We start from the raw sequence: 22,309 nt of genomic DNA, 5'->3' as shown, positions 1-22,309 counted from the left end.
CCGGATGCGCGTCCCGGTCAGCTGGCTGGTCGAACACCTCGGTTTCGACGAAGTCCCCACGCCCGACGAGCTCGCCGAGGCGTTCACCCGCATCGGCATCGAGGTCGAGGAGGTGACCCCGCTCGGACCGGTGACCGGCCCGATCGTCGCCGGTCGCGTCGTCGAGATCGAGGAGCTCACCGAGTTCAAGAAGCCGATCCGCTACTGCAAGGTCGAGGTCGGCCCCGAGCAGGTCAACCAGATCATCTGCGGCGCCACGAACTTCGTCGAGGGCGACTCGGTCGTCGTCGCGCTGCCCGGCGCCGTGCTGCCGGGCGACTTCGCGATCGCCGAGCGCAAGACGTACGGCCGCGTGTCGCAGGGCATGATCTGCGCCGCCGACGAGCTCGGCATCGGCGACGACCACTCCGGCATCCTCGTGCTGCCCACCGGCACCGCCCAGCCCGGCGACGACGCCATGGAGCTGCTCGGCCTGAACGACAGCGTCATCGAGCTCGCGCCGACCCCGGACCGCGGCTACGCGTTCTCGGTCCGCGGCCTGGCCCGCGAGATCGCCTGCGCGCTCGAGGTGCCGTTCGGCGACCCCGGCACCGTCGAGGTCCCCGAGCCCGAGGGCGAGGCGTGGCCGGTCCACATCGAGGACCGCCCCGGTTGCTCGCGGTTCGTGGCGCGCCGGGTGACCGGTGTCGACCCGACCGCGCCCACGCCGTGGTGGATGCGCCGCCGCCTGATGCTCGCGGGCATGCGCTCGATCTCGCTGCCGGTCGACGTCACGAACTACGTGATGCTCGAACTCGGCCAGCCGCTGCACGCGTTCGACGCGGCGTCGCTCTCCGGCGCGCTCACGGTCCGCCGTGCGCTGGCGGGGGAGAAGCTCACGACGCTGGACGACCAGGTGCGCGCTCTCGACGTCGACGACATCGTGATCGCCGACGACTCCGGCGTGATCTCGCTGGCCGGTGTCATGGGCGGCGCGTCGACCGAGGTCGGCGACAGCTCGTCGGACATCCTGCTCGAGGCCGCGAACTGGGACCCGGCGTCCATCGCGCGCACGGTCCGCCGCCACAAGCTGCCCTCCGAGGCCGCGAAGCGCTTCGAGCGCACCGTCGACCCGGCGCTGGCCCCGGTGGCCCTGGAACGGGCCGCGAAGCTGCTCAACCACTACGCCGAGGGCCAGATCAAGCCCGGCCGCACCGACGTGGGCGCGCCCGCGCTGCCCGAGCCGGTGTCGATGCCGATCGACCTGCCCGACCGCGTCGCCGGTGTCCGCTACGCCCGCGGCGTCACGGCGCGGCGTCTCGGCCAGATCGGCTGCCAGGTCTCCGTGACCACCTCGGAGGAGGGCCAGACGATCGTCACGGCCGTGCCGCCGACGTGGCGTGCCGACCTCGTGCAGCCCGCCGACCTGGTGGAGGAGGTGCTGCGGCTGGAGGGCTACGACACGATCCCCTCCGTGCTGCCGCCCGCGCCCGCCGGTCGTGGCCTGACCGAGCAGCAGCGCCGCCGCCGCACGGTGTGGCGCACGCTGGCCGAGGACGGTTTCGTCGAGGTCAAGCCGTTCCCGTTCATCGACCCGTCGGTGTTCGACGCGTTCGGTCTCGCCGCGGACGACATCCGCCGCAACACCGTCGGCGTGCTGAACCCGCTGGAAGCGGACAAGAACGTCCTCGCGACGACCCTGCTGCCGGGCCTGCTCGAGACCCTGCAGCGCAACCTGGCCCGCGGTGCGAAGGACGTCTCGCTCTACAACATCGCCCAGGTCACGCTGCCGCGCGCGCAGCAGGTCCCCGTGCCGTCGCTGGGCGTGGACCGCAGGCCGACCGAGGCCGAGGTGGCCTCGCTGCTGGCCTCGCTGCCGAACCAGCCGCTGCACGTCGCCGGTGTGCTCACGGGCCACCGCGAACTGGCCGGCTGGTGGGGCAAGGGCCGTCTCGCCGACTGGTCGGACGCCGTCGAGGCCGCCCGCCGCGTCGGTGCCGCCTACGGCGTGACGCTGCGCGTCGTGTCGTCGGACCTGCTGCCGTGGCACCCCGGCCGTTGTGCCGAGCTGCGCGTCGGCGACTGGCCCGTCGGTCACGCCGGTGAGCTGCACCCGAAGGTCGTCGAGGCGCTGGGCCTGCCCAAGCGGACCGTGGCGTTCGAGCTCGACCTCGACGCGCTGCCGCTCGACGACCACCGCCCGGCCCCGATGGTGTCGGCGTACCCGCCGGTGCTGCTGGACGTCGCGCTGGTCGTGGACGCCTCCGTGCCGGTGCAGTCGGTGTCCGAGGTGCTCGGCGCGTCCGCGGGCGACCTGCTCGAGGACATCCGCCTGTTCGACGTCTACACCGGTGAGCAGGCAGGCGAGGGCAAGAAGTCGCTCGCGTACTCCCTGCGGTTCCGCGCGCCGGACCGCACGCTCACGGTGGAGGAGGCGACGTCGGCCCGCGACGCCGCCGTCGCCGCCGCTGCCGAGCGCCTGGGCGCGGCTCTGCGCGCCTGATCGTCCTAGCAGGAGGCCCGGGACTCTTCGAGAGTTCCGGGCCTTTCGCGTGTGACGTCCTTATGTACATGGTCTTGTGGCAACACCGCAGCTGGCCAGTTCTGAGTCCAGTCGCCGTGTCATAGATGAATTGCCCATGAAAAGTTCGCTCGATCGGCTGAATCCCGTTCGCCGGGATTTGGGATCAAATCAGCAGGTGGTAGCCCTGCGTAGCTGTCAAGGTGCCGAAGGTCCTTCATTACAAGGGGAAATCGGCGCCCGTCGGACGCTTGCGCAGTACGTGAAGCTTCTCCAATATTGGCGGCGCGGCCCGCTGGGCCGAGGGGCGAAGCGATGAACCACCGGGCGAGTCTGGTCGCCGGTCCGGTGGGGAGCTAGAGGCGAACCCACCGCCTGGGAGCAACGACTCTGGAGAGTTGCGCCATGCGTAGTCTGGGCCCGCGCCTTGAGATCGCCGTGTCCTTGACGATCCTGATGCTCGGCGCGGCGGTCGTGGCGGCCATGCACCTCACGTGGCCAGAGCCCGAACTGCCCGCGATGGCGTACTCCGTGAGCAGCGGCGAGTCCGGCATGCAGCAGCTCAAGCCGTTCGAGATCAACGACATCTCCGGCGCGCCCGTGGAGCTCACGCCCGGTGCGGTGGGCGAGCGCAAGGTGCGCCTGTCGAACCCCAACCCGGTCGTCATCATCGTCGAGAGCCTGTCGGCCGTGCCCGGTCAGCCGCTCGACGCCACCCAGCAGCGCGTCGAGGGGTGCCCGGCCGGCGTGCTGACGGTCGTCCCGCTCACCGACATCGTGGAGATCCCGGCAGGTGGCGCCGTCGAGGTCGTCATGAAGGTCGAGGTCGCCCAGGACGTGCCGGCCGCGTGCGCCGAGCTCGTCTTCCCGCTCACCTACTCGGGTCGCGCGAAACACGGCTAGCGAGCCGGGTTTTCGCCGCGGGCCACTCCGAGGGGACCATCGAGTAGACGACCGTGTCGCGCTGCGTCCCGTCCGGCCGCGTGATGTTCGCCCGCAGCACCCCGTCCCTCGACGCCCCGAGCTTCTCGATCGCCCGCTGCGACCGCACGTTCGCCGCGTCGGTGTACCAGCCGACCCGCAGCGCGCCGCGCGCCTCGAAGGCCTCGGTCAGCAACAGCAGCTTGGCCTCGGGGTTGATCGCCGTGCCGTGCCACTCGCCGCCGACGATCGTGTACCCGATCACCAGCCTGCGGTGCTCCGGCGCCACCTCGTAGAACGACGTCGTGCCGACCACCCGTCCCGTGGAGACCTCGATCTGAGCGAACGCCTCCCGCGACATCGTCGCCGCTGCGACCCACTCGCGCATGTCGTCCACATCGGCGGGTTGCGGGCTCAGCAGCCACGTCCAGATGTCCGGGTCGCGGGTGACGTCGAACAATCCTGGGCGTGGTCCAACGACAACGGTTCGAGCCTGACGTGATTCCCCTCCATGTGGACAGACACTAGTGGTGTGACACAGAACGTGGGCGGCGTATTCGCGCTCAGCAGGATCCGTCGCGGCACCTCCCCCACGCCCCCGTACAACCAGTACGAGGGCGTGGGGGAGGCACCGCGACACACCCGTCTGACCACGAATGCACCGGCAACGTTCTGTGCCACACCACTAGTGATGTTTCAACGCTTCGCGCCGTGACAGCGGCGACAATCCCGGCCGCGCCTCGACGAACGCGCGCACCCACCCCGGCTCGGTCTTCGCGAACTCCCGCAGCGCCCACCCGATCCCCTTGCGCAGGAAGAAGTCCGGGTCGTCCGCATTGGCGTCGACGCACGCCGTCAAAAGATCCACGTCCGTCGCGCCCTTGAACCCGAGCTGGCAGATCACCGACGTCCGCCGCCGCCACCGGTCCGCGTCGGCCGACCACTTCAGCATCAACGGCCGCACGACGGCCGAATCCGACCGCAGCAACGGACCGACGCGTTTCGACGCGATCTCGTCGACGTAGTCCCACCACGCGCCGGTGACGATCATCTCGTCGAACCACGGCAGCAGATCAACGGACTGAAAGCGCTTATCACCGCTCAACGACAACGCCATGTAGCGCTCTTCGCGATAGGTCGCCTCGCGCCACAACGTCCGCACGGCGTCGAGCCACTCGTCCCGGTCGTGCAACTGCGGCAACGACTTCAGCAACGCCGCGCGTCCCGGTTTCTGCACGCCCAGGAACGGCATGTCGGACTTCATGTACGCCTGCATCTCCGGTGCCTTCACCGGATCCGCGAGCTCCTCGAGTCCCGCTCGAACCGCGTCGATCAAGGAAACCTTAAGGGTCACGCCCAAACGGTATAGGCATTAGGAGTAGCCCTGTTGAGATTTATGGCCCCATGGGTACCGAAAGTGCTAACGAAGCGGCAAAACATCACTTGACCGGGCGCTTCTGTGAACGGAAAGGCCGCTGGGCACCTATACAGTTCGCGCTCATGCGTGTGTTCATGGTTGTGGCGGCGCTCGTGCTGGGGAGCATGGGCGCCACCAAAGCGGACACGGTGGATTATCTCGATCTGCCGCTGGTGAACGGAAACGGCGAACAGCGGGGTGGCGTGCACCCCGATCTGCCGTCCGACCGTGCCACGATCGAGCAGGCGCTCGCCGCGTACCGGGCCGAGGGCATCGCGCCGACGAGGTTCAAGGCGTTGCTGTGGCAGTACTGGATCGTCCGCGCCGCCGAGGACGCGGGCGTGAACCTGTCCGAATGGGACCCGCAGCGGCCCGCCGCCGCGAACCGGGCGGTGATCTTCGCCGTCTACGACTTCTACGCCAAGCTCTACCTGACGCACCCGGACACGTTGCGGTGGATGGGTTTCGCGAACATCGGCGCGCCCGCGTTCGCCGCCGGGATGCTCGACCTCGGTTCGGTCCCGGAGCTGCGCTGGTTCTCGTCGATGCTGATGTCGATGCAGAAGCACATCTTCATGGACTTGGGCGCGATGCACGCCGCGTACCTGCACGGAGGGATCGAGGCCGTCCGGGAGATGCGCGACGCGGGCATCATCGACCCGGCCACCACCACGGCGTGGGAGGACCCGGCCCAGGCCGTCTACGAGTTCTCGTCGCGCGAGCAGAACCTGGTGATCGCGGGCCAGTTCAACCGCATGCGGTCCCGGCTGCTGCCGCCCGGTGAGATCGTCACCTACGCGATCACGGTCGCCGGGCCGATGCCCGTGCCGGGCGGGAAGACCCCGGCGCAGTACCGGCCGTTGTTCGGCGGCCCGCTGCCCGCGTTCAACTACGCGGACCGGGCGGCGCGCTGGGACTTCCTGGGCAACGACACGGTGCCCGCCTACGAGCGGCTGAGCAGGGACGCCGTGCACAAGATCGTGCAACGGCCGTTCGCGGACCGCGTCGCCGACTACCGCGCCACGACCCGCCTGATCGACCTGCTGCCGTTCAGCGGTTCCGACGTGGAATCGCAGCCGTCGAAGTAGGCTTGCGACCATGACGCCGTACGACTACGACCTGATCGTCATCGGCTCTGGTCCTGGCGGCCAGAAGGCGGCGATCGCGGGTGCGAAACTGGGCAAGCGCGTCGCCATCATCGACAAGCAGGAGATGGTCGGCGGCGTCTGCGCGAACACGGGCACCATCCCGTCGAAGACGCTCCGCGAAGCCGTCATGTTCCTGACCGGCATGAGCCAGCGCGAGCTGTACGGCGCCAGCTACCGGGTCAAGCAGGACATCACGATCAACGACCTGATGGCCCGCACGCAGCACGTGATCGGCCGTGAGGTGCAGGTCGTGCGCGCGCAGCTGCACCGCAACGGCATCGACCTCCTCAACGGTTTCGGCCGGTTCGTCGACGAGCACACCATCACCGTGGACGGTGCCCACCGCGGCGACCACACGACGATCACCGGCGAGTTCATCGTGATCGCGACGGGCACGACGCCCGCGCGTCCGTCCGTCGTGGACTTCGACGAGGAACGCATCCTCGACTCCGACGAGGTCTTCGCGCTCACGGAGATCCCGTCGTCGCTGGTCGTGGTCGGCGCGGGCGTGATCGGCATCGAGTACGCGTCGATGTTCGCGGCGCTCGGCACCCGCGTCACGGTCGTGGAGCAGCGGGAGCGGATGCTGGACTTCTGCGACCCGGAGATCGTCGAGTCGCTGAAGTTCCACCTGCGCGACCAGGCCGTCACGTTCCGCTTCGGCGAGAAGGTCGTGAACGTCCAGGTGTCGCAGGGCGGCACCATCACGACGCTGGCGTCCGGCAAGCGCATCCCGGCCTCCGCCGTCATGTACTCCGCGGGCCGGCAGGGCACCACCGAGAAGCTGGACCTCGCCGCCGCCGGGCTGGAAGCGGACAACCGAGGCCGGCTGAGTGTCGACGAGCACTACCGCACGCCCGTCGAGCACATCTACGCCGTCGGCGACGTGATCGGCTTCCCGGCGCTCGCCGCGACGTCGATGGACCAGGGCCGCCTGGCCGCGTACCACGCGTTCGGCGAACCGGTGCACGACCTGACGGCGTTGCAGCCCATCGGCATCTACACGATCCCGGAGATCTCGTACTGCGGCGCGACGGAGACCGAGCTCACGTCGTCCGCGGTTCCGTACGAGGTGGGCATCTCCCGCTACCGCGAGCTCGCGCGTGGCCAGATCATCGGTGACGCGTACGGCATGCTGAAGCTGCTGGTGTCCACTGTGGACCGCAAGATCCTCGGTGTGCACGTCTTCGGCACAGGCGCCACGGACCTCGTGCACATCGGCCAGGCCGTGATGGGCTGCGGCGGCACGGTCGACTACCTGGTCGACACGGTCTTCAACTACCCGACGCTGTCCGAGGCCTACAAGATCGCGGCGCTCGACGCCACGAACAAGATCCGCGCGCTGGACCGCTTCACCACCCAGTGATCACGACCGCGTCAGGCCGGCGTCGTGGGCCACGATGGCGGCCTGCACGCGGTTGGTGACCGCCAGCTTGGGCAGGATCCGGCTGATGTGCGCCTTCACCGTGCCGGTCGCCATGAAGAGCTGTTCGCCGATCTCGGTGTTGGACAGCCCTTCGCCCACGAGCTTGAGCACGTTGCGTTCCGTCTCGGTGAGCGTGTCGATCTTGCGGCGCGCCTCCGAGCCGTCGTTCGGTGCGGTCAGGTGCCTCTCGATGAGGCGCTTGGTGATCTGCGGCGCGAGGATCGGCTCTCCGGCGGCCGCCTTGCGGACGGCGTTGATCAGCTCCTGCGGCGGGGTGTCCTTGAGCAGGAACCCGGTCGCGCCGACCTTGAGCGCCTGCGCCACGTAGGAGTCCTCGCCGAACGTCGTGAGCATGACGACGTTGACCCGCGACGCGATCTGCTCGGCGGCCTTGAGCCCGTCGCCGCCCGGCATGCGGATGTCGAGCAGCGCCACGTCGACGGAGTGCTTCAACGTCAGCTCCACGGCCTGCCTGCCGTCGCTCGCCTCGGCGACGACGGTGATGTCCGGGTCGTTCTCCAGGATCAGCCGGATGCCGGCGCGCATGAGCGTTTCGTCGTCGGCGATGAGCACTCGGATCACGCTGCGCACCCTACGGCCTCTCCTGCTGCTTCGACTGCAGCCTGCCGTCGCGGAAGCACAGCTTGTAGACCAGGTCGGCGTTGTGCGAGGTCTGGTACCGCGAGCACCCGTCCACGCCGAGCTGCCCGACGCCGAACTGGTCCATGACCTCCTCCTCGGGGGTCACGCCCACCCGCAACGAGTCGAAGTACGGCGCGTTCATCTGGCTCGTGTTGAGCAGGGCGAACAGCAGCAGCACGACCAGCGCGCCGACGATCGGGAACAGCGCGAGCAACCCGAGGCAGCCGCCGCCCAGCACGCGAGGCACCGTGAGCACCTCGGCGGCGAGCGGCGGGGGCACCTCGGTCACCTCGGTGTTCGCCTGCTCGGCCTGGGCGGGCGGGTGCAGCGGGACGTCCGCCGCCACCCGGAACCCGCCTTCGGGCGGGGAGCCCGCGGTGAACGAGCCGCCGAGCAGCCCGACCCGTTCCTCCAGGCCGATCAGGCCCCGGCGGGTGCCCTTGCCCGGCACCGCGGTGGTCGGGCCGTTCAGCACCTGGATGCGCGCGCGGCCCGCCTGGACCGCCACCTGCACCCGTGCGCGGGCCGCCGGTGCGTGCTTGTGGAGGTTGGTCAGGGCCTCGCGGACCACCCGGTGCACCGCCCGGCGGGTGCGGGGGTCGGCGCCGTGCAGGTCGTCGCCGGACCAGTCGAGCGTCACGGAGATCCCGGCGCTCACCGAGCTCTCGACCAGCGCGGCGATGTCGGACCTCGTGCCGGTGTCCTCGTCGAGCGACTCGGGTTCGGGGTTGGTGCGCAGCACGCCGAGGATCTCGCGCAGCTCCGCCATCGCGAGCGACGACGTGGTGCGGATCAGCTCGGCCTGCTCGTGCAGCTGCGGTGCCTTCGACGCGGTCGCGAGCTCGAGGGCCCCGGCGTGGATGGAGATCAGGCTCAGCCGGTGGCCGAGCATGTCGTGCATCTCGCCGGCGATGTGCGCGCGTTCCTCGGAACGGGCGGACGCGGCGGTCAGCGCGCGGGCGCGTTCCAGGTACTCGTTGCGTTCCCGCAGCAACCGCACCATGGGCCTGCGGCGGCCGAGCAGCATGCCGGAGACGGCGGGGAAGGCGATGAAGAACGCCGACCCGAAGAGCCCGCCGAGCACCGTCTGCCACAGCGGGGCGTCGTCGTAGACCTGGAAGAGGCTGAAGGCGGTCTGCAGGACCGTGGCCACGCCCAGCAGCGCCCACAACCGGCCGAGCCGGGGGATGCGCCGGGACGCGGCGAACACCACGAACGCGGTGACGGCCATCGCCCAGAGGTTGTTGACCGCGAAGAGCGGGGCCGTGAGCAGCAGGACCCACTCCGGCCTGCGCGGGGCGAACCACACGAGGGCGGCGATCCACAGCGCGCTGGCGATGGTCAGCAGCGGGTGCGGGACCGGTGCCAGCGGGGCGATCAGCGGCACGAGCCCGACGAGGAACGCGAGCGACGGCCAGACGAACCTCATCGAGCAAGCTCCCTCTTCGTGGTCAGCAGGCCGTTGTCGCGGTCGAAGCACAGCTCGACGTCCCGGTCGTCCGAGTCGCGCAGGTGGTAGCGGTAGCACCCGGCGTTGCCCGACACGACGCCGAACCCGAACGTCTCGGTCACCTCCTCCTCGTGCGTGACCGCGACCTGGAAACCGGCGTACTCCTGCGCGGTGACCTCGCCGCGGGTGAAGATCGCGATGACGAGCAGCACGAACGTCACGCCCAGGGCCGGGAGGACGGCGAGCGTGCCGAGACATCCGCCGCCGATGACGCGCGGGACGGTCAGGACCTCGGCCGTGATCGGCGGCGGCGCCTCCGCCACGGCGCCCGTCGCACCCGTCTCGTCCTGGACGACCGGGTGCACCGGCAGGTCGGCCGTCACCTGGAAGCCCCCGCCGACCGGCACACCGGCGAGGAACGTGCCGCCGATGAGCTCGACGCGTTCCTCCAGCCCGATGAGCCCCCGCCGGGTACCGCCTCCGCGGGGTTCGCCGCTGGGCGCGTTGACGATCTCGACCTTGACGCGGTCCGCGACGGCCACCGTCACGCGAGTGCGAGCTGACGGCGCGTGCTTGTGCACGTTCGTGAGTGCTTCGCGCACGACCCGATGTACCGCCCTGCGCAGCCGTGCGTCGGCATCGGCCAGATCAGGGCCTGACCAGTCCAAGTGGACGGAGACACCTGCTGACATCGACGCGGCCACGAGCCGTTCGACGTCCGCGCGCGTACCGGCGTCCTCGTCGGAGTCGGCCGAGGTGCCGAGCACGCCGAGGATCTCGCGCAGCTCCTCCATCGCGACGGCGGACGTCTTGCGGATCAGCTCGACCTGTTCACGCAGTTCAGGAGCCTGCTCGGCGGCGGTCCGCTCCAGTGCGCCCGCGTGCGCGGTCAGCTGCCGGAGCCGGTGGCTGAGCATGTCGTGCATCTCGCTGGCGATGTGCGCGCGCGTGGCCGACCTCGCGGTGTTCGCGGTCAACACACGCGTGTGTTCCAAGTAGTCGTTGCGCTCCATCAGCACCTGGGTCAACGGTTTGCGCCGCCCCACGAGCGCACCGGCCAAGGCGGGGAAGACCAGCAGGAACAGCCCGGTGAACGAGATGTCGAGCGCCCAGTCGGTGACGCTGCTGCCCGCGCGCCAGGCCTGCAGGGCGCTGAACCCGGCCTGCAGCACCGCGCTGACACCGGTCAACGCCCACAGCTGCCCCTGCGAGCGCACCGACCGGGCCGAGCGGAAGACCACGAGCGAGGTCGGGGCGATCGCGAGCAGGTTGTTCACCGCGTGCAGGGGAGCGGTGAGCACGATCGCCCACCGCGGCCACCGCGCGCTGACCGGCACCAGCGCGGCCGCCCACACCGCCGAGGCCACGACCAGCCACGGTTGCGCGGGCCTGCCCAGCGGTGCCACCAGCATCGTCAGCGCCAGGAGGAAGGCGCCGGCCGTCCACAGCCAGTCGCGCAGCTTCACGTCCACGCTGATCATCATGGTCGACCGGGTTCAGCGGCCCACAGCGCCAGGTGGCCCCGATCGGGTGGCCGGGTGGCCACGTTCACGGTTGAGTGAGTTTGCATGACCGTGCATAATCATGCGCATGACAGTGAGGATCGCGGTCGCGGGCGCCAGCGGGTACGCGGGTGGCGAGCTGCTCCGCCTGCTACTGGGCCATCCGGACATCGAGATCGGCGCGCTGACGGCCAACAGCAGCGCCGGTGACAAGTTGCTCAAGCACCAGCCGCACCTCCTGCCGCTTGCCGACCGAGACCTACAAGACACCACAGTCGAGACCCTCCAGGGCCACGACGTGGTGTTCCTCGCACTTCCCCACGGTCACTCGGCCGCGCTCGCCGAGCAACTCGGCGACGACACCGTCGTGATCGACTGCGGTGCCGACCACCGGCTGACCAGCGCAGACGACTGGAAGCGGTGGTACGGAGGAGAGCACGCCGGCACCTGGCCGTACGGGCTTCCCGAGCTTCCCAACGGGCGGGACGCGCTCGTCGGCGCCCGCCGCGTCGCCGTTCCGGGCTGCTACCCGACGGTGTCCTCGCTGGCTCTGGCACCGGCCGTGGACCTCATCGAGGACGAGGTCGTCATCGTCGCCGTGTCGGGCACGTCCGGCGCGGGCAAGTCGCTGAAGACGAACCTGCTCGGCTCCGAGGTCATGGGCTCCGCCAGCGCGTACGGCGTCGGTGGCGCCCACCGGCACACGCCCGAGATCACCCAGAACCTGACCGCGGCGGCCGGCCGTCCGATCAAGGTCAGCTTCACGCCGGTGCTCGCGCCGATGTCGCGGGGCATCCTCGCCACCTGCACGGCCCAGCTCAAAGAAGGCGCAAACGTTCGCGCGGCCTACGAGAAGGCGTACGCGGACGAGCCGTTCGTGCACCTCCTGCCCGAAGGTCTCTGGCCGACGACGAACGCCGTGCTCGGGTCGAACGCCGTTCAGCTGCAAGTCACCGTCGACACCGACCTGAACCGGCTTGTGGTCGTGGCCGCCGTCGACAACCTGGCCAAGGGCACCGCCGGTGCCGCTGTCCAGTGCATGAACCTCGCTCTCGGACTGCCGGAAACGACCGGCCTCTCGACCGTTGGAGTCGCTCCGTGAACCGCAACAAGGGCGTCACCGGACCCCAGGGCTTCCGGGCCGCCGGGATCGCCGCCGGGATCAAGGAATCCGGCGCGCCGGACCTCACCCTCGTCGTGAACGACGGGCCCTCCGAAGCCGCCGCGGGCGTGTTCACCACGAACAAGGTGAAGGCCGCGCCGGTGTTGTGGTCGCAGCAGGTCATCGTGTCCCGGCGCCTCAAGGCGGTCGTGCTCAACTCCGGCGGCGCCAACGCGTGCACCGGCCCCGAGGGCTTCCAGGACACCCACACCACCGCGGAGAAGGTCGCCGAGGTGCTCGGCACCGGCGCGGTCGACGTCGCGGTCTGCTCCACCGGCCTGATCGGCGAGCGCCTGCCGATGGACAAGGTGCTGACCGGCGTCGAGAACGTCGCGAAGGAGCTGGACTCCACCGTCGAGGCGGGCCTGAACGCGGCCACCGGCGTGATGACCACGGACAGCCGCCCGAAGCAGTCGTGGAAGGCCTCCGAGCAGGGCTGGTCCGTCGGCGGGTTCGTGAAGGGCGCGGGCATGCTCGCCCCGAACATGGCCACGATGCTGTCGGTCATCACGACCGACGCCCAGATCTCCGGCGACTCCCTCGACAAGGCGCTGCGCCTGGCCACCGGTCGCACGTTCGACCGGCTCGACGTCGACGGCGGCACGTCCACCAACGACACCGTGCTGGTCCTGGCCTCGGGCGCCTCGGGCGTCGAGCCCTCGTTCGACGACTTCGTCGCGTTGCTGACCGAGGTCGCGGGTGACCTGGTCAAGCAGCTGCAGGGGGACGCCGAGGGCGTCACGAAGGAAATCAGCATCACCGTCAAGCAGGCCGCCACTGAGGCCGAGGCCGTCCACATCGGACGGACGGTCGCCGAGGACAACCTGGTGAAGACCGCGTTGTTCGGCAGCGACCCGAACTGGGGCCGCATCGCGATGGCGCTGGGCCGCGCGGACGCCGAGATCGACCCGGACGTGCTGCAGATCCTGATCAACGGGGTGTCGCTCTACCGCAACGGGACCCGCGACCGCGACCGTTCCGAGGCGGACCTGAGCGGCCGCGACATCGAGATCGTCATCGACCTCAACGTCGGTGAGGCCGAGGCCACCGTGCTGACCACGGACCTGTCCCACGACTACGTCGAAGAGAACAGCGCGTACTCCTCATGAACGCACAAGAGAAAGCGGCGGTCCTCGTCGAAGCGCTGCCGTGGCTGGAGCGCTTCCGCGGCGCGCTCGTCGTCGTCAAGTACGGCGGCAACGCCATGGTCGACGACGAGCTGAAGAAGGCGTTCGCCGAGGACATGGTGTTCCTGCGGCTGTGCGGCCTGCGACCGGTCGTCGTGCACGGCGGTGGCCCGCAGATCAAGGCGATGCTCGACAAGCTGGGCATCCACAGCGAGTTCCGCGGCGGCCTGCGCGTGACCACGCCCGAGGCCATGGAGGTCGTGCGGATGGTCCTGGTCGGGCAGGTCGGGCGCGAGCTCGTCGGCCTGATCAACCAGCACGGTCCTTACGCCGTCGGCATCTCCGGCGAGGACGCGCACCTGTTCACGGCCACGCGCCGCGGTGCCGTGGTGGACGGCGAGGAGGTCGACATCGGCCTCGTCGGCGACATCACCGAGGTCAACCCGGACGCGGTGCTCGACATCGTGCGCGCGGGCCGCATCCCGGTCGTGTCGTCGGTCGCGCCGGACATCCACGGTGTGCCGCACAACGTGAACGCGGACACGGCGGCCGGCGCTCTCGCGGTCGCTCTCGGCGCCGAGAAGCTCGTGGTGCTCACGGACGTCGAGGGCCTCTACGCGAACTGGCCGGACCGCTCGTCGTTGCTGAACCAGATCCGGGCCTCCGAGCTGGAGAAGATCCTGCCGGACCTGGAGAGCGGCATGGTGCCGAAGATGGAGGCCTGCCTGCGCGCGGTGCGCGGCGGGGTCCCGCAGGCGCACGTGATCGACGGCCGGCTGGCCCACAGCGTTCTACTCGAAGTCTTCACCACTGAAGGTGTCGGAACGATGGTGTTGGGGGACAAGTGACCACGCGGTGGCAACAGTCCATGATGGACAACTACGGCTCACCTTCGCTGACTCTGGAGCGAGGTGAGGGCGCGCACGTCTGGGACGCGGACGGCAACCGGTACGTCGACCTGCTGACCGGTCTCGCGGTCAACGCCCTGGGCCACGCCCACCCGGCGATCGTCGAGGCGGTGTCCGCGCAGATCGCGAAGCTCGGCCACACCGGCAACCTCTACGTCAACGAGCCGGCGCTGAAGCTCGCCGAACGGCTGCTGGACATCGCGGGGGAGCCCGGCAAGGTCTTCTTCTGCAACTCCGGCGCCGAGGCCAACGAGGCCGCGCTCAAGATGGCGCGCCTCACCGGCCGCACGAAGATCGTCTCCACGATCGGCGGGTTCCACGGCCGCACGATGGGCGCGCTGACGCTCACCGGCCAGGAGCCCAAGCGCGCGCCGTTCGAACCGCTCGTGCCCGGCGTCTCGCACGTCCCGTTCGGCGACGTGGCGGCGCTCGAGGCCGCGATCGACGACGACACGGCGGCGTTCATCGTCGAGCCGATCCAGGGCGAGCAGGGCGTCATGGTGCCACCCGCCGGCTACCTGCAGGAGGTCCGCCGGATCACCGCCGAGCACGGCGCGCTGTTCATCCTCGACGAGGTGCAGACCGGCATCGGCCGCCTCGGCACGTGGTTCGCGTTCCAGCAGGCCGGGATCGTGCCGGACGTCATGACGCTGGCCAAGGGCATCGGCGGTGGTCTGCCGCTGGGTGCCACGATCGGTTTCGGCGCGGCGGCGGAGCTGTTCAAGCCGGGCCACCACGGCACGACCTACGGCGGCAACCCGGTGTGCTGCGCGGCCGGTCTCGCGGTGCTCGACACGATCGCGTCCGAAGGCCTGCTGGAGCACGTCTCGTCCGTCGGCAAGGAGATCGCCGCGGGGGTCGAGGCGTTGCACCACCCCGCGATCTCCGGAGTTCGCGGAGCAGGTCTGCTGCTCGGCATCACGTTGCGCGACAAGGTCTCGGCGAAGGCCGCGGCGGCCGCGCAGAAGGCCGGCTACCTGATCAACCCGATCCAGCCCGACGTGCTGCGGCTCGCCCCGCCGCTCGTGCTGGAGGAGTCCGACGCGCAGGCCTTCGTCGCCGCGCTCCCCACGTTCTTCGAGGAGACGCCGTGAGCCCCAGGCACTTCCTGCGCGACGACGACCTGTCCACCGAGGAGCAGGCGGCCGTTCTCGACCTGGCCGACGCCTACAAGGCGGACAGGTTCACCGCGAAGCCGCTGGCGGGACCCAAGTCCGTCGCGGTGATCTTCGAGAAGAACTCCACGCGCACCCGGCTCTCGTTCGAGGTCGGCATCGCGCAGCTCGGCGGCAACCCGGTGATCATCGACGGCCGGTCGATGCAGCTGGGCCGCGAGGAGACGATCGAGGACACCTCGCGGATCCTGTCCGGGTACGTCGACGCCGTGGTGTGGCGGACGTTCGCCCAGGCCCGCATGGAGGCCATGGCCTCCGTGTCGCGGATTCCCGTGGTGAACGCGCTGACCGACGAGTTCCACCCGTGCCAGGTGCTCGCGGACCTGCAGACGATCCGCCGCCGCTACGGCAAGCTGGCCGGTCTGACGCTGACGTACCTGGGCGACGGCGCCAACAACATGGCGCACTCGCTGCTGCTCGGAGGTGCCACGGCCGGCATGCACGTCCGCATCGGCGCGCCTCGCGGCTTCGTGCCGAACCCGCAGTTCCTGGAGGACGCCAAGAAGCGGGCCGCCGAGACCGGTGGTTCGGTGGCGCTGATCAGCGACCCGCTCGAGTCGGTCGACGGCTCGGACGTGCTGGTCACCGACACCTGGACGTCGATGGGGCAGGAGAACGACGGCAAGGACCGCGTCGGCCCGTTCCGCCCCTACCAGGTGAACGCGTCCCTGCTGGCCGCCACCGGGAAGCCGGACTCGACGGTGCTGCACTGCCTGCCCGCGCACCGCGGCTGGGAGATCACCGACGACGTGCTCGACGGCCCGCAGTCGCTGGTGTGGCAGGAGGCCGAGAACCGTCTGCACGCGCAGAAGGCGTTGCTCGTGTGGTTGCTGGAGCAGTCGTCATGACCCGCACCGCCCGTCAGGGCCGCATCGTCGAGATGGTCGCGCACCAAGCCGTGCGCAGCCAGTCCGAACTCGCGAAACTGCTGGCGGCGGAAGGCATCGACGTCACGCAGGCCACGTTGTCGCGGGACCTCGACGAGCTGGGCGCGGTCAAGCTGCGCGGCCCTGACGGCGGTGCGCCGATCTACGTGATCCCGGAGGACGGCAGCCCGGTGCGCGGCGTCCAGGGCGGCACGACGCGCCTGGTCCGCGTGCTGGGCGAGTTGCTGGTGTCGACGGACTTCTCCGGCAACCTCGCGGTGCTGCGGACCCCTCCCGGCGCCGCGCAGTTCCTCGCCTCCGCGCTGGACCGGGCGGCGTTGCACGAGGTCGTCGGCACGATCGCGGGGGACGACACGATCCTGGTGGTGGCCCGCGAGCCGATGACCGGCGCCGAGCTCGCCGACCGGATCACCGCGCTCGCCTCGGGCGACGTCGATGAATGAGCCCGTGCACGCCGTGCTGACGTTCGACGCGGGCGTGGTGGTGGCGGTGGACGGCGAGACCGTCTCCGTCGCCGAGGCCGTCCGCGAGCTCAACTTCCGCGCCGGCGTGATCAGGTCCAGCCTGGGCACGGTCGCGGTGCGGGTCGCGCGGATGGCTTTGCCGTCGGGTTTCGGCGAGGTCGACGTCGCGCTGTACGAGGGGCGCGTGGTCGGTCTCGTGGCCCGTTCGGAAGAATCGCTGTACGACTTCGCTAGCTGAAAGTTGCGTGGGATGAGTTCTTTGTGGGGTGGCCGGTTCGAGTCGGGACCGGCCGAGGCCATGGCACGGCTGTCGTTGTCGACGCACTTCGACTGGGTGCTGGCGCCGTACGACATCGCCGGTTCGCGCGCACACGCCCGTGTGCTGCACGCGGCCGGTTTGTTGACCGACGATGAGCTCGCCGGCATGCAGAAGGCACTGGACGAGCTGCTCGCCGACGTCGAGTCGGGCGCGTTCACCCCGGTGCTGGAGGACGAGGACGTCCACACGGCGCTGGAGCGGGGCCTGATCGACCGCGCCGGCACCGAGCTGGGCGGCAAGCTGCGCGCGGGCCGCTCCCGCAACGACCAGGTCGCGACCCTGTTCCGCATGTGGCTGCGCGACGCGGCCCGCCGTGTCTCCGCCGGCGTGCTGGACGTCGTCGACGCCCTGGCCGCGCAGTCCGAGACGCACTTCGGCGCCGTCATGCCGGGCCGCACGCACCTGCAGTCCGCCCAGCCCGTGCTGCTCTCGCACCACCTGCTGGCACACGCGCACGCGCTGCTGCGCGACGTCGACCGCCTGCACGACTGGGACAAGCGCGCTGCGTTCTCCCCGTACGGCTCGGGCGCCCTGGCCGGTTCCTCGCTGGGCCTGGACCCGGCGAAGGTGGCCGCGGACCTCGGCTTCTACGCCCCGGTCGAGAACTCGATCGACGGCACCGCCTCCCGCGACTTCGCCGCCGAGATCGCGTTCGTGCTGGCCATGATCAGCGTGAACCTCTCGCGCGTGGCCGAGGAGGTCATCATCTGGACCACCGCCGAGTTCCGCTTCGCGGTCCTCGACGACGCCTGGTCCACCGGCAGCTCGATCATGCCGCAGAAGAAGAACCCGGACGTGGCCGAACTCGCGCGCGGCAAGTCGGGCCGCCTGATCGGCAACCTCGCCGGCCTCCTGGCGACGCTGAAGGCCCAGCCCCTGGCGTACAACCGCGACCTGCAGGAGGACAAGGAGCCGCTGTTCGACGGCGTCGGACAGCTGGAGCTCCTGCTCCCGGCGTTCGCGGGCATGGTGGCGACGTTGAAGTTCGACGTCGACCGCATGGCCTCGCTGGCCCCGGCCGGCTTCACCCTCGCCACGGACATCGCGGAATGGCTGGTGCGCCAAGGCGTTCCGTTCCGCGTGGCCCACGAGGCAGCCGGCGCGTGCGTCCGCGCGGCCGAGTCCCGCGGCGTCGGCCTCGAAGACCTGACCGACGACGAGTTCCTCGCGATCTCGCCCTCGTTGACCCCCGAGGTCCGTTCGGTGCTGACCGTCGAGGGCTCCATCGCCTCCCGCGACGCCCACGGCGGCACCGCACCCGTCCGCGTCCGCGAACAGCTGGACGCACTCGTCGCGAAGGCCGCTGCCGCACGTGAGTTCTAGGCTGCTGACCAGGGAGGAGCTGGCCATCGACCCTGTCGATGCGTCCCGGCTCCTCCTCGGTTCGTACCTGGAGGCCGACGGCGTGCGCGTGCGCATCGTCGAGGTGGAGGCGTACCGGGGCGGCGACGACCCGGCGTCGCACTGCTACCGCGGCAAGACCCCGCGCAACGAGGTCATGTTCGGCCCGGCCGGCTTCCTCTACGTCTACTTCGTCTACGGCATGCACTTCTGCGCCAACGTCGTGTCCTTGGTCGACGGCGTGCCGGGTGCGGTGTTGCTGCGCGCGGGCGAGGTCGTTTCCGGTGAGGACGTCGCGTTCTCCCGCCGCCCCGCCGCGCGTTCGGCCGCGGAGCTGGGCAAGGGACCCGCACGGCTGTGCAAGGTCCTCGGGCTGGACCGGTCGTCCAACGGTCTCGACCTGACGTCCGCTTCCTCGCCCGTGCGCCTGTACGCGGGCGAAGCGGTTTCCGAGGTGCGTTCCGGCCCGCGCGTCGGTGTTGCTGTGGCGATGGACGTGCCGTGGCGGTTCTGGATCGACTCTCCGGCCGTGTCGACCTACAAGAGAGGCGGCAAGCGCCGCCCGTCAGCGTGAGAGCTTGTCCAGCGCTGCCTTGAACTCCAGCTCCAACGCCGGTTCCACCTCGAAGACCAGTGGCACCGTCATGGTGATCTGTTCCCCGGCGGTCAACCGCTCGACCAGCGTGTCCGCCACCTCGCGCAGGTCCTGAGCCACCCCGTGCATGGCCTCGAGCTGCCGATCGGCGAACCGGGCCTGCACCCTCGCCGCGGCACGGGCGTCCTCGCTCGCGTAACTGGTCCCGTGGATGCCCCGCGCCCACTCGAGGATCTCGTCGAACGTCCGCACGAAGAGCTCGCCGATGTGCACGATCCGGTCCGCGTCACCGGCCTCGCCGGCCCTGCCGAACGCGGCCTCCTGCGTCTCCGGCGTGAAGACCGACTCGACCGCGACCTTGATGATCTCGCTCAGCAGCACGTTGCGGTCCCGGATCAGCCCGATCCCGGTGCCGTGCTCGACGGCCCCGTTGCGCGGCGAGTAGCGCAGGAAGTGCTCGCGGTACTTCGGCTGCAACCCGGCAAGCCCTTGCGCCACAACGGTTGCGTAGAGCAGGTACTCCCAGCCCTTCGGCTTCTCCCGCGCCAGCGCGGCCACCGATTTCGGCGTGATGGGCGTCGCCGGGGTGAACTCGGCGCGGTGCTGGGCCAGTTTCTGCACGACGGCGTCGGCGATCGTCGCCGCGTCGTGGACGCGCAGGTCCAGGTATCCGACGTGCGGGGACAGACCGGGCACCTCGGTGTCGTCGATCCGGATCGGCAACACGTACTCGGTGTGCTGCTCCAAGGCGCGCCCCAGAGCGGCCCGGCGTTGCAGCCGCGACCACTTGTCCACGTAGTGCTTCGAGCCGAAGAGCAGCACGTACCTCGCGCGTCGGCCGAACGCCTCCGAGAAGTACTCGACCAGGTCGAGGCCCCACATCTCGGCCTCGCGCTCCCGGTCGTGGAAGACCTCGACCCCGGCTTCCTTCAGCCTTTCGACGACGGGGAGGACCAGGTGCTGGTCCTCCCCGGCACAGGACAGGGCGACGTCGAACTCGTACTCGGCCACCCCGTCATTGTTCTAGTGGCGCACGGTCCTGCGGTACCAGGCCCTGCGGTGTCCGGAAGGCAGTGCGACGCGGGTGATCAGGTTCGTCAGCAACGCGCCGATGACCAACCACAGGAGAGCGGCGAGACCCTCGTTGAGGAGCGTGGCCACGGACGCGTTGGCCGGTGTGAAGAGGCCGTCCAGGCCGAGGGTGATGCCGTCCGCCCAGCCGGCGACGAACTGGAAGAAGCCGTTGCCGGCGTTCGCGCCCGCGATCACCAGGAAGATGTGCACCAGCAGCACGATGGCGAACGTCCAGCAGACGATGTCGATGATCGCGCAGACGGTCCGCACCGTCCGCACCCTGCGGTAGTCGTCGTCGCGTTGGACGACCTCCTCGACCACCGGCTCGTTCACACGCGGCATATGGGGCTCGTTCACGCGCGGCATGCGTTCAGTGGGCCGCCGTAACTCCGCATCACGTGGATCCGTCATGCCCACGTGCGTACCCATCCGCGTACCAGGTCGAAACCCGTTGGACCAGGTAGGCGACAATGAGTGCCGTGAGCGAGCACATCCTTGACGAACTTGCCTGGCGCGGCCTGATCGCGACGTCCACCGACCTCGAAGCACTCCGGAAGGACCTGGACGCCGGCCCGCTCACCCTCTATTGCGGTTTCGACCCGACGGCGCCGTCGCTGCACGCCGGCAACCTGGTCCCGCTGCTCATGCTCAAGCGCTTCCAGATGGCGGGCCACCGGCCGATCGTGCTGGCGGGCGGGGCGACGGGCATGATCGGCGACCCGCGCGACACCGGTGAGCGCACGCTGAACTCGCTGGACACCGTCGCCGAGTGGGCCGGTCGCATCCGCGGTCAGCTGGAGCGGTTCGTCGACTTCGACGACTCGTCCACAGGCGCGGTCGTCGAGAACAACCTCAACTGGACCGGCCAGGTCAGCGCGCTCGAGTTCCTGCGCGACGTCGGCAAGCACTTCTCGATCAACGTCATGCTGTCGCGGGAGACGGTGAAGCGCCGCCTCGAGGGCGACGGCATGTCGTACACCGAGTTCAGCTACCTGCTGCTGCAGTCCAACGACTACCTGGAGCTGCACCGCAAGTACGGCACCGCGCTGCAGATCGGCGGCTCGGACCAGTGGGGCAACATCGTCGGCGGGGTGGACCTCATCCGCCGCGTCGAGGGCAAGCACGTGCACGCCCTGACCGCGCCCCTGGTCACCGACGCCGAGGGCAGGAAGTTCGGCAAGTCCACCGGTGGCGGCAACGTGTGGCTCGACCCGGAGATGACCTCGCCGTACGCCTGGTACCAGTACTTCGTGAACGTCGGTGACGCCGACGTGCTGCGCTACCTGCGGTTGTTCACGTTCCTCACGCGTGAGGAGCTCGACGAGCTGGAGAAGCAGACCGCGGAGGCGCCGCACCAGCGCGCCGCGCAGAAGCGGCTCGCGCAGGAGTTCACCGACCTGGTGCACGGCGAACGCGCCACACAGCAGGTCATCCTCGCGTCGTCGGCGCTGTTCGGCCGGGGCGAGCTCCGAGACCTGGACGCGCCGGTGCTCCAGGCGGCACTGGCCGAGGCGCCCAAGGGGGAGGTCCGGCTGGCGGACGAACCCACGATCGTCGACCTGCTGATCGCGTCCGGCCTGGCCGACAGCCGGGCCGCCGCGCGGCGGACGGTCAAGGAGGGCGGTGCCTACGTGAACAACGCGAAGGTGACCGACGAGGAGTGGAAGCCGGCGTCGTCGGACCTGCTCCACGGCCAGTGGCTGGTGCTCCGTCGCGGCAAGCGCAACAACGCGAGCGTGCGTGTAGAGCTCTGAGCTGCGCGTTCAGGACCTCGAAGGCCGTCGATCCCGCCTGGGACCGGCGGCCTTCGATCTTTCTGTGTGTGATCGCGGTCACAGTGTGCACGGGTTTGGGCTGCGATAGCGTGGTCGGAGGGTCCTGTACGGGGCTGCTGACCTGCGGTTCTTCGATCGCGGGCGGCCGGGTTGCCCCCGATTTGACCCTCAGTTGGCGTGCGTGTAACTTTCTCCATGTCAGCGAGGAACGGGCCGGGAACACCGGAACGGAGCGCGACACAGGTCACGAACCAAGCTTCCACGGACTGTGGTAGAGTGGGTGACTGAGAAACGACGAAGACCCAGCCGGTAGCTCTTCTGAGCTCAGAGGCCAAGGGCGTCGGAAGTTTCAAATACAAGCTTATGTACGACACAGCCTCGGATCGAGTCGCCATGCGGCGGGTCGTGATGATGAGCGCGTGTTCTTTGAGAACTCAACAGCGTGCCGAAACACAGCCAGTAATATATGAATTACC

21 protein-coding genes are annotated in these 22,309 nt (G+C 69.7%); 14 read left to right on the top strand and 7 right to left on the bottom strand.

The genetic code is table 11. The annotated features are described in order from the left end of the window. The first annotated feature begins 4 nt into the window (after window positions 1–4). Both pheT and IE307_RS29055 read left to right on the top strand, forming a co-directional pair. Window positions 5–2,482, top strand: coding sequence for a phenylalanine--tRNA ligase subunit beta (pheT, locus tag IE307_RS29060; protein WP_191302577.1), 2,478 nt, complete (start codon window positions 5–7; stop codon window positions 2,480–2,482). A gap of 423 nt (window positions 2,483–2,905) precedes the next feature. Further along, complete coding sequence (locus tag IE307_RS29055) at window positions 2,906–3,403, top strand: hypothetical protein (protein WP_191302576.1); 498 nt, start codon at window positions 2,906–2,908, stop codon at window positions 3,401–3,403. On the opposite strand, the gene IE307_RS29050 is transcribed toward IE307_RS29055, so the two are convergent. Together IE307_RS29050 and IE307_RS29045 are read right to left on the bottom strand one after the other, a co-directional pair. After that, the gene (locus IE307_RS29050; protein WP_308436410.1) at window positions 3,372–3,881 is read right to left on the bottom strand and encodes a GNAT family N-acetyltransferase; all 510 of its coding nucleotides are present in this window, start codon (window positions 3,879–3,881) and stop codon (window positions 3,372–3,374) included. The two genes, IE307_RS29055 and IE307_RS29050, sit on opposite strands and share 32 nt — an antisense overlap. A 225-nt stretch (window positions 3,882–4,106) precedes the next feature. Continuing rightward, window positions 4,107–4,775: a DNA alkylation repair protein gene (locus IE307_RS29045; protein ID WP_191302575.1), complete on the bottom strand. Its 669-nt coding sequence runs from the start codon at window positions 4,773–4,775 to the stop codon at window positions 4,107–4,109. A gap of 146 nt (window positions 4,776–4,921) precedes the next feature. On the opposite strand from IE307_RS29045, the gene IE307_RS29040 reads away from it, so the two are divergent. Further along, window positions 4,922–5,926 carry a hypothetical protein gene (locus IE307_RS29040; protein ID WP_191302574.1) on the top strand — a complete coding sequence of 335 codons (1,005 nt, stop codon included), beginning with the start codon at window positions 4,922–4,924 and terminating at the stop codon, window positions 5,924–5,926. A 10-nt stretch (window positions 5,927–5,936) separates the two neighbouring features. Next, the gene (gene sthA / locus IE307_RS29035; RefSeq protein ID WP_191302573.1) at window positions 5,937–7,352 is read left to right on the top strand and encodes a Si-specific NAD(P)(+) transhydrogenase; all 1,416 of its coding nucleotides are present in this window, start codon (window positions 5,937–5,939) and stop codon (window positions 7,350–7,352) included. On the opposite strand, the gene IE307_RS29030 is transcribed toward sthA, so the two are convergent. Genes IE307_RS29030 through IE307_RS29020 form a run of 3 tightly spaced genes read right to left on the bottom strand, consistent with a single transcriptional unit; the run spans window position 7,353 to window position 10,976 of the window. Continuing rightward, the gene (locus IE307_RS29030) at window positions 7,353–7,994 is read right to left on the bottom strand and encodes a response regulator (RefSeq protein WP_191302572.1); all 642 of its coding nucleotides are present in this window, start codon (window positions 7,992–7,994) and stop codon (window positions 7,353–7,355) included. Window positions 7,995–8,004: 10 nt separating this feature from the next. Beyond that, complete coding sequence (locus IE307_RS29025; RefSeq protein WP_191302571.1) at window positions 8,005–9,483, bottom strand: sensor histidine kinase; 1,479 nt, start codon at window positions 9,481–9,483, stop codon at window positions 8,005–8,007. Next, window positions 9,480–10,976, bottom strand: coding sequence for a sensor histidine kinase (locus IE307_RS29020; RefSeq protein WP_191302570.1), 1,497 nt, complete (start codon window positions 10,974–10,976; stop codon window positions 9,480–9,482). The genes IE307_RS29025 and IE307_RS29020 overlap by 4 nt, the downstream gene beginning before the upstream one ends. Window positions 10,977–11,094: 118 nt before the next feature. On the opposite strand from IE307_RS29020, the gene argC reads away from it, so the two are divergent. Genes argC through IE307_RS28975 form a run of 9 tightly spaced genes read left to right on the top strand, consistent with a single transcriptional unit; the run spans window position 11,095 to window position 18,963 of the window. Next, the gene (gene argC / locus IE307_RS29015; protein ID WP_191302569.1) at window positions 11,095–12,108 is read left to right on the top strand and encodes an N-acetyl-gamma-glutamyl-phosphate reductase; all 1,014 of its coding nucleotides are present in this window, start codon (window positions 11,095–11,097) and stop codon (window positions 12,106–12,108) included. After that, window positions 12,105–13,277 (top strand): bifunctional glutamate N-acetyltransferase/amino-acid acetyltransferase ArgJ, encoded by a 1,173-nt coding sequence (argJ, locus tag IE307_RS29010; protein WP_191302568.1) that lies wholly within the window; start codon window positions 12,105–12,107, stop codon window positions 13,275–13,277. Before argC ends, argJ begins: the two co-directional genes overlap by 4 nt. Continuing rightward, the gene (gene argB, locus IE307_RS29005; protein ID WP_191302567.1) at window positions 13,274–14,143 is read left to right on the top strand and encodes an acetylglutamate kinase; all 870 of its coding nucleotides are present in this window, start codon (window positions 13,274–13,276) and stop codon (window positions 14,141–14,143) included. The genes argJ and argB overlap by 4 nt, the downstream gene beginning before the upstream one ends. A gap of 20 nt (window positions 14,144–14,163) precedes the next feature. Next, window positions 14,164–15,297, top strand: coding sequence for an acetylornithine transaminase (locus IE307_RS29000; RefSeq protein ID WP_191302812.1), 1,134 nt, complete (start codon window positions 14,164–14,166; stop codon window positions 15,295–15,297). Beyond that, window positions 15,294–16,226, top strand: a complete 933-nt coding sequence (argF, locus tag IE307_RS28995) for an ornithine carbamoyltransferase (protein ID WP_191302566.1) — start codon at window positions 15,294–15,296, stop codon at window positions 16,224–16,226. The genes IE307_RS29000 and argF overlap by 4 nt, the downstream gene beginning before the upstream one ends. Next, window positions 16,223–16,708: an arginine repressor gene (locus IE307_RS28990; protein WP_191302565.1), complete on the top strand. Its 486-nt coding sequence runs from the start codon at window positions 16,223–16,225 to the stop codon at window positions 16,706–16,708. The genes argF and IE307_RS28990 overlap by 4 nt, the downstream gene beginning before the upstream one ends. After that, window positions 16,701–16,967, top strand: a complete 267-nt coding sequence (locus IE307_RS47675; protein WP_373306049.1) for an argininosuccinate synthase — start codon at window positions 16,701–16,703, stop codon at window positions 16,965–16,967. The genes IE307_RS28990 and IE307_RS47675 overlap by 8 nt, the downstream gene beginning before the upstream one ends. 12 nt (window positions 16,968–16,979) lie before the next feature. After that, window positions 16,980–18,371, top strand: a complete 1,392-nt coding sequence (argH, locus tag IE307_RS28980) for an argininosuccinate lyase (protein ID WP_191302564.1) — start codon at window positions 16,980–16,982, stop codon at window positions 18,369–18,371. Then, window positions 18,361–18,963 carry a DNA-3-methyladenine glycosylase gene (locus tag IE307_RS28975; RefSeq protein ID WP_373306048.1) on the top strand — a complete coding sequence of 201 codons (603 nt, stop codon included), beginning with the start codon at window positions 18,361–18,363 and terminating at the stop codon, window positions 18,961–18,963. The genes argH and IE307_RS28975 overlap by 11 nt, the downstream gene beginning before the upstream one ends. Here IE307_RS28975 and IE307_RS28970 read toward each other — a convergent pair. Then, window positions 18,955–19,995 carry a toll/interleukin-1 receptor domain-containing protein gene (locus IE307_RS28970; RefSeq protein ID WP_191302563.1) on the bottom strand — a complete coding sequence of 347 codons (1,041 nt, stop codon included), beginning with the start codon at window positions 19,993–19,995 and terminating at the stop codon, window positions 18,955–18,957. The genes IE307_RS28975 and IE307_RS28970 overlap by 9 nt on opposite strands. A 12-nt stretch (window positions 19,996–20,007) precedes the next feature. Beyond that, on the bottom strand, window positions 20,008–20,400 hold the full coding sequence (locus tag IE307_RS28965; RefSeq protein WP_229905170.1) for a hypothetical protein: 393 nt from the start codon (window positions 20,398–20,400) through the stop codon (window positions 20,008–20,010). 137 nt (window positions 20,401–20,537) lie between these two features. On the opposite strand from IE307_RS28965, the gene tyrS reads away from it, so the two are divergent. Further along, complete coding sequence (gene tyrS, locus IE307_RS28960; protein ID WP_191302561.1) at window positions 20,538–21,812, top strand: tyrosine--tRNA ligase; 1,275 nt, start codon at window positions 20,538–20,540, stop codon at window positions 21,810–21,812. Window positions 21,813–22,309: the final 497 nt, after the last annotated feature.

The organism is Lentzea cavernae, assembly GCF_014653695.1.
In the GTDB taxonomy this organism is placed as follows: Bacteria; Actinomycetota; Actinomycetes; order Mycobacteriales; family Pseudonocardiaceae; genus Lentzea; species Lentzea cavernae.
The sequence above is the reverse complement of the archived record's forward strand: the minus strand, read 5'-3'. Positions and strand labels throughout refer to the sequence as shown.

Excerpts from the sequence above, each read along its gene's own strand:
- IE307_RS29000 (WP_191302812.1), top strand. The coding sequence starts at position 14,164 with ATGATGGACAACTACGGCTCACCTTCGCTGACTCTGGAGCGAGGTGAG.
- argH (WP_191302564.1), top strand. The coding sequence starts at position 16,980 with ATGAGTTCTTTGTGGGGTGGCCGGTTCGAGTCGGGACCGGCCGAGGCC.
- IE307_RS28965 (WP_229905170.1), bottom strand. The coding sequence starts at position 20,400 with ATGCCGCGTGTGAACGAGCCGGTGGTCGAGGAGGTCGTCCAACGCGAC.
- IE307_RS29040 (WP_191302574.1), top strand. The coding sequence starts at position 4,922 with ATGCGTGTGTTCATGGTTGTGGCGGCGCTCGTGCTGGGGAGCATGGGC.
- argC (WP_191302569.1), top strand. The coding sequence starts at position 11,095 with ATGACAGTGAGGATCGCGGTCGCGGGCGCCAGCGGGTACGCGGGTGGC.
- IE307_RS47675 (WP_373306049.1), top strand. The coding sequence starts at position 16,701 with ATGAATGAGCCCGTGCACGCCGTGCTGACGTTCGACGCGGGCGTGGTG.
- argB (WP_191302567.1), top strand. The coding sequence starts at position 13,274 with ATGAACGCACAAGAGAAAGCGGCGGTCCTCGTCGAAGCGCTGCCGTGG.
- IE307_RS28990 (WP_191302565.1), top strand. The coding sequence starts at position 16,223 with ATGACCCGCACCGCCCGTCAGGGCCGCATCGTCGAGATGGTCGCGCAC.
- sthA (WP_191302573.1), top strand. The coding sequence starts at position 5,937 with ATGACGCCGTACGACTACGACCTGATCGTCATCGGCTCTGGTCCTGGC.
- IE307_RS29025 (WP_191302571.1), bottom strand. The coding sequence starts at position 9,483 with ATGAGGTTCGTCTGGCCGTCGCTCGCGTTCCTCGTCGGGCTCGTGCCG.
- IE307_RS29055 (WP_191302576.1), top strand. The coding sequence starts at position 2,906 with ATGCGTAGTCTGGGCCCGCGCCTTGAGATCGCCGTGTCCTTGACGATC.
- pheT (WP_191302577.1), top strand. The coding sequence starts at position 5 with ATGCGCGTCCCGGTCAGCTGGCTGGTCGAACACCTCGGTTTCGACGAA.